Source organism: Phenylobacterium sp., from assembly GCF_036402295.1.
Classification (GTDB): Bacteria; Pseudomonadota; Alphaproteobacteria; order Caulobacterales; family Caulobacteraceae; genus Phenylobacterium.
The window spans coordinates 1-7,215 of sequence record NZ_DASWTE010000114.1 but is presented as its reverse complement, the minus strand read 5'-3'; the positions used below and the strand labels follow the sequence as shown (position 1 = coordinate 7,215).

9 protein-coding genes are annotated in these 7,215 nt (G+C 70.3%); 7 read left to right on the top strand and 2 right to left on the bottom strand.

The genetic code is table 11. The features are described 5' to 3' along the window. Positions 1–262: 262 nt before the first annotated feature. A complete protein-coding gene (gene carA / locus VGD44_RS07255) occupies positions 263–1,432 on the bottom strand; it encodes a glutamine-hydrolyzing carbamoyl-phosphate synthase small subunit (RefSeq protein ID WP_331085382.1) in 1,170 nt (389 codons plus the stop codon). A gap of 76 nt (positions 1,433–1,508) precedes the next feature. Between carA and VGD44_RS07250 the strand changes: the two genes are divergently transcribed. Further along, the gene (locus tag VGD44_RS07250; RefSeq protein ID WP_331085380.1) at positions 1,509–1,943 is read left to right on the top strand and encodes a DUF1330 domain-containing protein; all 435 of its coding nucleotides are present in this window, start codon (positions 1,509–1,511) and stop codon (positions 1,941–1,943) included. Between the two features lie 64 nt (positions 1,944–2,007). Further along, the gene (locus VGD44_RS07245; RefSeq protein WP_331085378.1) at positions 2,008–2,253 is read left to right on the top strand and encodes a DUF1272 domain-containing protein; all 246 of its coding nucleotides are present in this window, start codon (positions 2,008–2,010) and stop codon (positions 2,251–2,253) included. Here the strand turns inward: VGD44_RS07245 and VGD44_RS07240 are convergent. Then, on the bottom strand, positions 2,232–3,347 hold the full coding sequence (locus tag VGD44_RS07240; protein WP_331085376.1) for a response regulator: 1,116 nt from the start codon (positions 3,345–3,347) through the stop codon (positions 2,232–2,234). The two genes, VGD44_RS07245 and VGD44_RS07240, sit on opposite strands and share 22 nt — an antisense overlap. A gap of 162 nt (positions 3,348–3,509) precedes the next feature. Between VGD44_RS07240 and VGD44_RS07235 the strand changes: the two genes are divergently transcribed. From VGD44_RS07235 to VGD44_RS07215, 5 genes are all read left to right on the top strand, one after another. After that, positions 3,510–4,205, top strand: a complete 696-nt coding sequence (locus VGD44_RS07235; RefSeq protein WP_331085374.1) for an HAD family hydrolase — start codon at positions 3,510–3,512, stop codon at positions 4,203–4,205. Positions 4,206–4,499: 294 nt separating this feature from the next. Beyond that, on the top strand, positions 4,500–4,898 hold the full coding sequence (locus VGD44_RS07230) for a hypothetical protein (RefSeq protein WP_331085372.1): 399 nt from the start codon (positions 4,500–4,502) through the stop codon (positions 4,896–4,898). Positions 4,899–4,901: 3 nt separating this feature from the next. After that, entirely contained in the window at positions 4,902–5,447 is a 546-nt protein-coding gene (locus VGD44_RS07225) for a hypothetical protein (protein WP_331085370.1), read from the top strand. A 10-nt stretch (positions 5,448–5,457) separates the two neighbouring features. Next, a complete protein-coding gene (gene sigJ, locus VGD44_RS07220; RefSeq protein WP_331085368.1) occupies positions 5,458–6,318 on the top strand; it encodes an RNA polymerase sigma factor SigJ in 861 nt (286 codons plus the stop codon). 132 nt (positions 6,319–6,450) lie between these two features. Further along, on the top strand, positions 6,451–7,215 hold a 765-nt coding region (locus tag VGD44_RS07215; RefSeq protein ID WP_331085366.1), incomplete at its 3' end, for a DNA primase.

The following is a 7,215-nucleotide window of genomic DNA, read 5'->3' as shown; positions in this document are numbered from 1 at the left end:
GCGCCTCCCTCGACGACAACGGCGACCCGACCTTCGCCTACGACGCCAACGTTGCGCCCGGCGGCACCTACGAGGCCCTGCAGGACGACCTCGACGTCTTCGTCCAGTTCATCCCGGAAGTGCTCGAGCATATCGGCTGGTGATAGAACCGCGGAAAACGCAGAAAAACGCGGAAGGCCGGCTAGGCTCCTTCCGCGTCTTCTGCGTTTTCGGCGGTTGAATCCAAGAAGTCTCCGCTCGCGCGGAGGTCTCCAAGTCGCCGCTACTTCGCCTTGTCCATAAGGCCCGCGAACCTTTCGAACAGGTAGAGCGAGTCCGTCGGCCCCGGGGAGGCTTCGGGGTGGTGTTGGATGGAGAAGACCGGGCGGTCTCTCAGGGCCAGGCCGGCGTTGGTGCCGTCGAAGAGGGAGACGTGGGTCTCGACGACCGGCTCGGGCAGGCTGTCGCGGTCGACCGTGAAGCCGTGGTTCATCGAGGCGATCTCGACCTTGCCGGTGGTCAGGTCCTTCACCGGGTGGTTCGCCCCGTGGTGGCCCTGCTCCATCTTTACCGTCGTGGCGCCCAGGGCGAGGGCCAGCATCTGGTGGCCCAGGCAGATGCCGAAGACCGGCTTGCCGCTGTCGACCAGCTTCTTGATCTCGGGCACCGCGTACTCGCCCGTCGCTGCCGGGTCGCCCGGACCGTTCGAGAGCAGGACGCCGTCCGGATTGCGCGCCAGGATCTCCTCGGCCGTGGTCTTCGCCGGCACCACCGTGACGCGGGCGCCCACAGAGACCAGCGAACGCAGGATGTTGCGCTTCACGCCGTAGTCGACGACCACGACTTCGTACTTGGGCGTCTCGGCCGCCTTGGCGTAGCCGCCGTCCCAGTCCCAGAGGCCCTCCTCGTAGACGAAGGGCTGCAGGCACGAGGCGTCCTTGGCGAGGTCCAGGCCTTCCAGCCCCGACCAGCTGCGGGCCTTGGCCTGGAGCGCGTCGAGGTCGAACCGGCCGTCCGGATCATGCGCGATCACGCCGTGCGGCATGCCGTTCTCGCGGATCGCCTTGGTCAGCGCGCGCGTGTCGACGCCGGCCAGGCCGATGACGCCGCGGCGGGTCATCCAGGTCTCGAGGTCGCTGTCGGCGCGCCAGTTGGCCGGTTTCGTGGGCAGGTCGCGGAAGATCGCGCCGCGGGCCGCCGTCTCGGCCGAGCCCGACATCTGCTCGATGTCCTCGAGGTTCGTGCCGACGTTGCCCACGTGCGGGAAGGTGAAGGCCACGATCTGGGCCATGTAGGAGGGGTCGGTCAGAATCTCCTGGTAGCCGGTCATGGCGGTGTTGAAGCACACCTCGCCGACCGCATCGCCGACCGCGCCCACGCCGATCCCCTGCAGGACGGTCCCGTCGGCCAGCACCAGAACGCCGGTGACGCCAGGCAGCAGATCACGGCTCATGGTGGGGGGCTCCTTGTGGGCAAACGGCGCGCTAGGTAGTGAGTCCCGCAGGTGCGGTCAATGCGGCGGGAGTGCTATGGCCTATATCGATCCTGACCGCGAGGCCTGGGAGCTGTTCAAGGGCCTGCCGCGCGACCGGCCGATCCACATGCTGAACCTGATCCGGCTGAAGGCGAAGGCCGACTACCCTGAAGGTCGCCCCGAGCACGGGAAGGACATCACCGGGGCGGAGGCGTATCGCGCCTACGGTCGCGCCATCGCGCCGGTGTTCGAGAAGCTCGGCGCCCGGCAGGTCTGGGCCGGCAGGCCCCAGGTGATGGTCACCGGCCCGGCGTCTGAGGCGTGGGAGCTGGCGTTCATCGCGGAATATCCCACCTCGCAGGCGTTCATCGACATGGTTCGTGATCCGCACTATCGCGAGCACGTGGTGCCTCACCGGACGGCCGCGGTCGCCGACTCCCGGTTGCTGTGCCTGGAACCGCTAGAGGCCGGCGGCGAACTCGGCCACTGACTTGGCTGAAAACGAGGGAAACTTGTCATTTCGGACATGTCCGATCTGAAGGAGACTTCAGCCCATGCTCGCCCTCCGACCCAACTGCGAATGCTGCGACCGCGACCTGCCGGCCGACAGCCCCGACGCCCGCATCTGCACCTTCGAGTGCACCTTCTGCGCGGATTGCACGGACAACCGCCTGGGCGGCCTCTGCCCCAACTGCGGCGGCAATCTCGTGGAGCGGCCGATCCGTCCGGCGGCGGCGCTGGCCCGCTTCCCGGCCTCGCCGGAACGGGTGACCAAGCCTCACAGGGCCTGCGCGGCCTGAGGGCTCAGCGCGGCGTCCAGCGCCGCGAATAGCGCCTCAACCCGGATCGGCTTGGCGATATGGCCGTCCGCGCCGGCGGCGGCGCTGGCCGCGCGATCGGCCGGCGAGGTGTTGGCCGAGAGCACTACGGTCGGCGTCCGCGGCCGGCCTGACGCTGTCTCTTCCGTCCGGATCGCGCGGATGGCCGCCAGACCGTCGATGACCGGCATCCGCAGGTCCATCAGCACCGCGTCGAAGCCGCCCACCCGCCAGGCCTCCACCGCCTCGTGGCCGTTCTCGACGGTCACCACCTGGACACCGGCCGCCTGCAGCATCAGCTCCAGGACCTTGCGGTTGGTCGGATTGTCGTCGGCCGCCAGCACCCGCAGCGGTCGGTCTGGCGCGGTGTGGACGGCGTCGGCGGCGAGATCTGCGTCCCCGTAGTCGAGCAGCCCGCTCACCAGTCGGTCCAGCTGGCGCGCGGCGGCGCGGATGTCGGAAACGAGGGCGCGCTGCCCGGGGTCGAGCTCGGTGGCGTCCAGGGCCTGGGCCAGGCCCGTCACGCCGTTCAGCGGCGTGCGCAGCTCATGGCTCATGTCGGCCAGGAACTCGGCCTTGGCGCGGTGGGCGGCCTCGGCGTGAGCCAGGGCCTGCTCCAGGGCCTCGGCCTGGCGCTTCAGCTCGGTGATGTCGACGCGCAGGCCGATGACTCCGCCGTCCGAGGTGCGCCGCTCCTCGATCATCAGCCAGCGGCCGTCGGCCACCTGCTGCTCGTGGCGCTCGCCCGTGGCGGTGGCGAGCTTGGCCTCGCGGGCGGCGAGCCACGCCTCCTCGCGGCCGACGGCGTCGGGATAGTCGCCGCGCGCCACGCCCACGCGCAGGGTGTCGATCAGGCGTGCGCCGGGCCGGAACAGGTCGGCCGAGCGGTGGTAGATCTCGGCGTAGCGGCGGTTCCACAGGACATAACGACCCTCGGCATCGAGGAAGACGACCCCTTCCGGGATCGCGTCGATGGCGTCGCGCAGGCGCGCCTCGGCCAGCTCGGCATGCGCCCGCGCATCGGCCACGGCGCGGCCGCCGAACAGCCTGGCGAACCAGCCCCCGAATCCGCCCATGCCGGAACTCCGAATCGAACGCGCCCGCCAGCATCGGGCGGCGGTGCTGCGCGCCGGTTGCAATCCTGCCGGGCGCAGCGCATTGGCGCCCGGCGCCCAAGCGCGCGGCAGCGGCGAGCGGCGATTGCACAACGACAGGGCCCCGGCGTAAGGGGCGGGGCCATGCGCATCACCACGGTCGGCCTCGATGCCGACGACACCCTCTGGCACAACGAGAGCCTCTTCCGGCTGACCCAGGACCGGCTGCGGGAGATGCTGGCCGACTACGCCGACCACGACACCACCAACGCCAAGCTGGCCGAGGTGGAACGGCGCAACCTGCGGCTCTACGGCTACGGCGTGAAAGGCTTCACGCTGTCGATGATCGAGACGGCGATGGAGCTGGCGGGCGGCGAACCGCCGGGCCGGCTGATCGCCGACATCCTGGCCGCCGGCCGCGAGATGCTTTCCCACCCGGTGGAGCCGCTGCCGGGGGTGGAGGCGGCGCTGCACGACCTGGTCGACGGCTACCGCCTGGTGCTGATCACCAAGGGCGACCTCCTGCACCAGGAACAGAAGCTGGCGGCCTCGGGCATGGGCGAGCTGTTCTCGGGCGTCGAGATCGTCAGCGAGAAGGACGTCTCGACCTACCGGCGCGTGTTCGAGCGGTTCGGCACGGGCGCCGCGGAGGCCGTGATGGTCGGCAACTCCATGCGCTCGGACATCCTGCCGGCGCTCGAGGCCGGCGCCTGGGGCGCCTACATCCCCTACCACGTCACCTGGGCCCACGAAGTCGCCGACCCTCCGGGCGAGCACCCGCGGTTCGCGGAACTGGCGACCATCTCCGACCTGCCGGCATGGGTGCGGGGACTCAGCTAGAGGGGAACCACGAAAGACACGAAAGGACACGAAAAGGGCCGTGCGCCCCGGCTCGCGCAGCGGGCGCTCGTTCCTCGGAAGAGAGGGTGCCGCGGAAGCACGCGGAAGAACGCGGAAGGTGAGGCTGCGATTCCGCGCCCTTCCGCGCCTTCCGCGGTTCAATCAAAGGAAGGCGCCGCTTCGCGGCATCGGGGGCGCCCCACCCTTTCGTCGTGTTTTCGTGGTTCCTCTGCCGTCCGTGTCACAAACAGTCTCACCCCTCCGTCCTAGGCGCAGGATGGACGGAGGGCGTGGATGCGTAGTTGGGATCGATACCTCGCGGGGCTGATGGCCGTGCTCTTGGGCGCGAACGGGGTGGTGATGCTGGTCGCGTCGCTGGCCTGGTATGACGCCGTGCCGGGCGTGGTCACGACGGGGCCGTTCAACCCGCACTTCATCAAGGACATCGGGGCGATCTACGTCATGTGCGGGCTGGGGCTTGCCTGGTTCGCCTGGCGACCGGCCGCGGGTTGGGCGGCGATGGCCGCGGCGGCGGCGTGGCTGACCATGCACGCCGCCATCCATGTCTATGACGCCACCTGCGGCTCCAGCCCGCTGGCCGACATCCAGCGCGATTTCGTGGGCGTCTACCTGTTCGCCCTGGTCCCGCTCGCGCTCGCCGTCTTCCGCAAACCCAAGACCCTCGAGGCCTGACCGATGCTCAAGACCTTCCTCTCGCGCTGGCTCGACAAGTTCGAGAAGACCTTCAGCTACGACGCCAGCTACATGCGCCACGTGCTGCGCGCGAACCCCTGGAGCCTCCTGAAGTTCAGTCTGGGGACCCAGGCGCTGGACCGGAAGGCCGCGCCGCCCGAGCTGCTGATCGCCGCAGGCCTCTACGGTACGCTGCAGGAGGACTGCGGCCCCTGCGTGCAGGTGGGCGTCGACATCGCCACGGCGAACGGCGTCGACCCGAAGGTGCTGCGCGCCATCATCGCCGGCGACGAGGCCGCGATGGGCGAGACCGCGGCCCTGGGCTACCGCTTCGCCCGCGCCAGCCTGGCGCGCGACATGGAAGCCTGCGACCCGCTGCGCGACGAGATCGTCCGCCGCTTCGGCGACAAGGCGCTGGTGGCGGTCAGCCTGGGCCTGGTGGCGTCGCGCATGTACCCGACACTCAAGTACGCCATGGGCTACGGCAAGGCGTGCTCGCGGGTGAAGGTGGCGGGAGAGACCGTCGCCCCGCTCCGGCTGGTGGCGTAGGGTGGCGGCGATGGACGCGGCCCTCACCGACGCCTTCGAGGCCAGCCGCCAGCGGCTGAAGCGGCTCGCCTACCGCATGCTGGGCTCGGTCAGCGAGGCCGAGGACGCGGTGCAGGACGCCTGGCTGCGCTGGCAGCGCGCGGGCGCGGGTGTGACCGACCCGGCCGCCTGGCTGGTGCGCACCACGACGCGGCTGTGCATCGACCGCCTGCGCGCCGCCAAGGCCGAGCGGGCCGCCTACAAGGGCCCCTGGCTGCCCGAGCCGCTGATCGAGCCCCTGACCGACGACCCCGTCGAGCGGGCCGAGGAGGTGTCGATCGCCTTCCTGCTGGCGCTGGAACGGCTATCGCCGCTGGAGCGGGCGGTGTTCCTGCTGCACGACGTGTTCGAGCAGGACTACAGCGAGGTCGCCGAGACGCTGGACCGGTCTGAGTCGGCCGTGCGCCAGCTGGCCAGCCGTGCGCGGGAGAACGTACAGACTGCGCGCCCCCGCTTCACCGTCGACCAGGACAAGGCCCTGAAGCTCGCGGCCGCCTTCGCCGCCGCCAGCGCCACGGCCGACACCAAGGCGCTCTCCGAGCTCCTGGCCGAGGACGCGATCCTGGTCTCGGACGGCGGCGGCAAGCGCTCGGCGGCGCTGCGCGTGCTGGTGGGACGCGAGGACGTCATGCGGCTGATCGAGGGCATCGTCTGGCGCCACGGCGACATGGGCGTCCAGAGCGTCGAGGCGGTCCGCATCAACGGCCTCCCGGGGCTGCTGATCCAGGTCGCGGACGGCCCCGAGACCTTCGCGCTGGAACCCGGCGAGGACGGCAAGATCGCCGCCATCTACGTCATGCGGAACCCGGAGAAACTGCGGCACCTGGGGTAGGCACGTCCGGAACTGACGTCGCAGTCGTCCACAGGTCGCCAACAGGCGGCCAACAGCGGGAATCAGCGCATCCACGACTGCGGCTCCCGGCCGCCTCGCGCTAACCGGCGCGGGATGTGAAGGCTCCCAGTGATGGTCGGGCGGTTCGACGAGCGGTTCCTGGAGGAGATCAAGTCGCGGCTTCGGCCGTCCGACGTGATCGGCCGCACGGTCAAGCTGCGCAAGCAGGGCCGCGAGTACGTGGGCCTGTCGCCGTTCAACAAGGAGAAAACCCCGTCGTTCTACGTGAACGACGACAAGGGCATGTTCTTCGACTTCTCGTCGGGCAAGACGGGCGACCTGATCACTTACCTGCAGGAGACCGAGCGGCTCAGCTTCGCCGAGGCCGTCGAGCGGCTGGCGGGCGAGGCGGGCGTGCCGCTGCCGGCCGTGGATCCGCGCGGCGCCGAGCAGGACAAGGTGCGTCAGGGCCTGGCCGACTGGCTGGAGCTGGCGGCGCAGTGGTTCGAGGCCGACTTGCGCCGGCCGCACGGGCGCGAGGCGCGGGCCTACCTGGAGAAGCGCGGCCTGCCCGAGGCCGAGTGGGCGCGGTTCCGGATCGGCTTCTCGCCCTCGAGCCGCACGGCGCTGAAGGACTACCTGGTCACCAAGGGCGCGAGGCCCGGCGAACTGGTCGAGGCCGGCCTGCTGATCGCGCCGGAGGAGGGCGGCGCGCCCTACGACCGTTTCCGTGACCGCATCATCTTCCCGATCCTGGACGCGCGGGGCCGGGTGGTCTCGTTCGGCGGCCGGGCGATGGATCCGCAGGCCCGCGCCAAGTACCTGAACGGCCCCGAGACCGTGGTCTTCCACAAGGGCCACCACCTCTATGGCCTCTCGGAGGCCCGCAAGATCCTG

Coding starts and splice junctions, on each gene's coding strand:
- VGD44_RS07240 (WP_331085376.1), bottom strand. CDS start 3,347: ATGGGCGGATTCGGGGGCTGGTTCGCCAGGCTGTTCGGCGGCCGCGCC.
- VGD44_RS07230 (WP_331085372.1), top strand. CDS start 4,500: ATGCGTAGTTGGGATCGATACCTCGCGGGGCTGATGGCCGTGCTCTTG.
- sigJ (WP_331085368.1), top strand. CDS start 5,458: ATGGACGCGGCCCTCACCGACGCCTTCGAGGCCAGCCGCCAGCGGCTG.
- carA (WP_331085382.1), bottom strand. CDS start 1,432: ATGAGCCGTGATCTGCTGCCTGGCGTCACCGGCGTTCTGGTGCTGGCC.
- VGD44_RS07245 (WP_331085378.1), top strand. CDS start 2,008: ATGCTCGCCCTCCGACCCAACTGCGAATGCTGCGACCGCGACCTGCCG.
- VGD44_RS07250 (WP_331085380.1), top strand. CDS start 1,509: ATGGCCTATATCGATCCTGACCGCGAGGCCTGGGAGCTGTTCAAGGGC.
- VGD44_RS07225 (WP_331085370.1), top strand. CDS start 4,902: ATGCTCAAGACCTTCCTCTCGCGCTGGCTCGACAAGTTCGAGAAGACC.
- VGD44_RS07235 (WP_331085374.1), top strand. CDS start 3,510: ATGCGCATCACCACGGTCGGCCTCGATGCCGACGACACCCTCTGGCAC.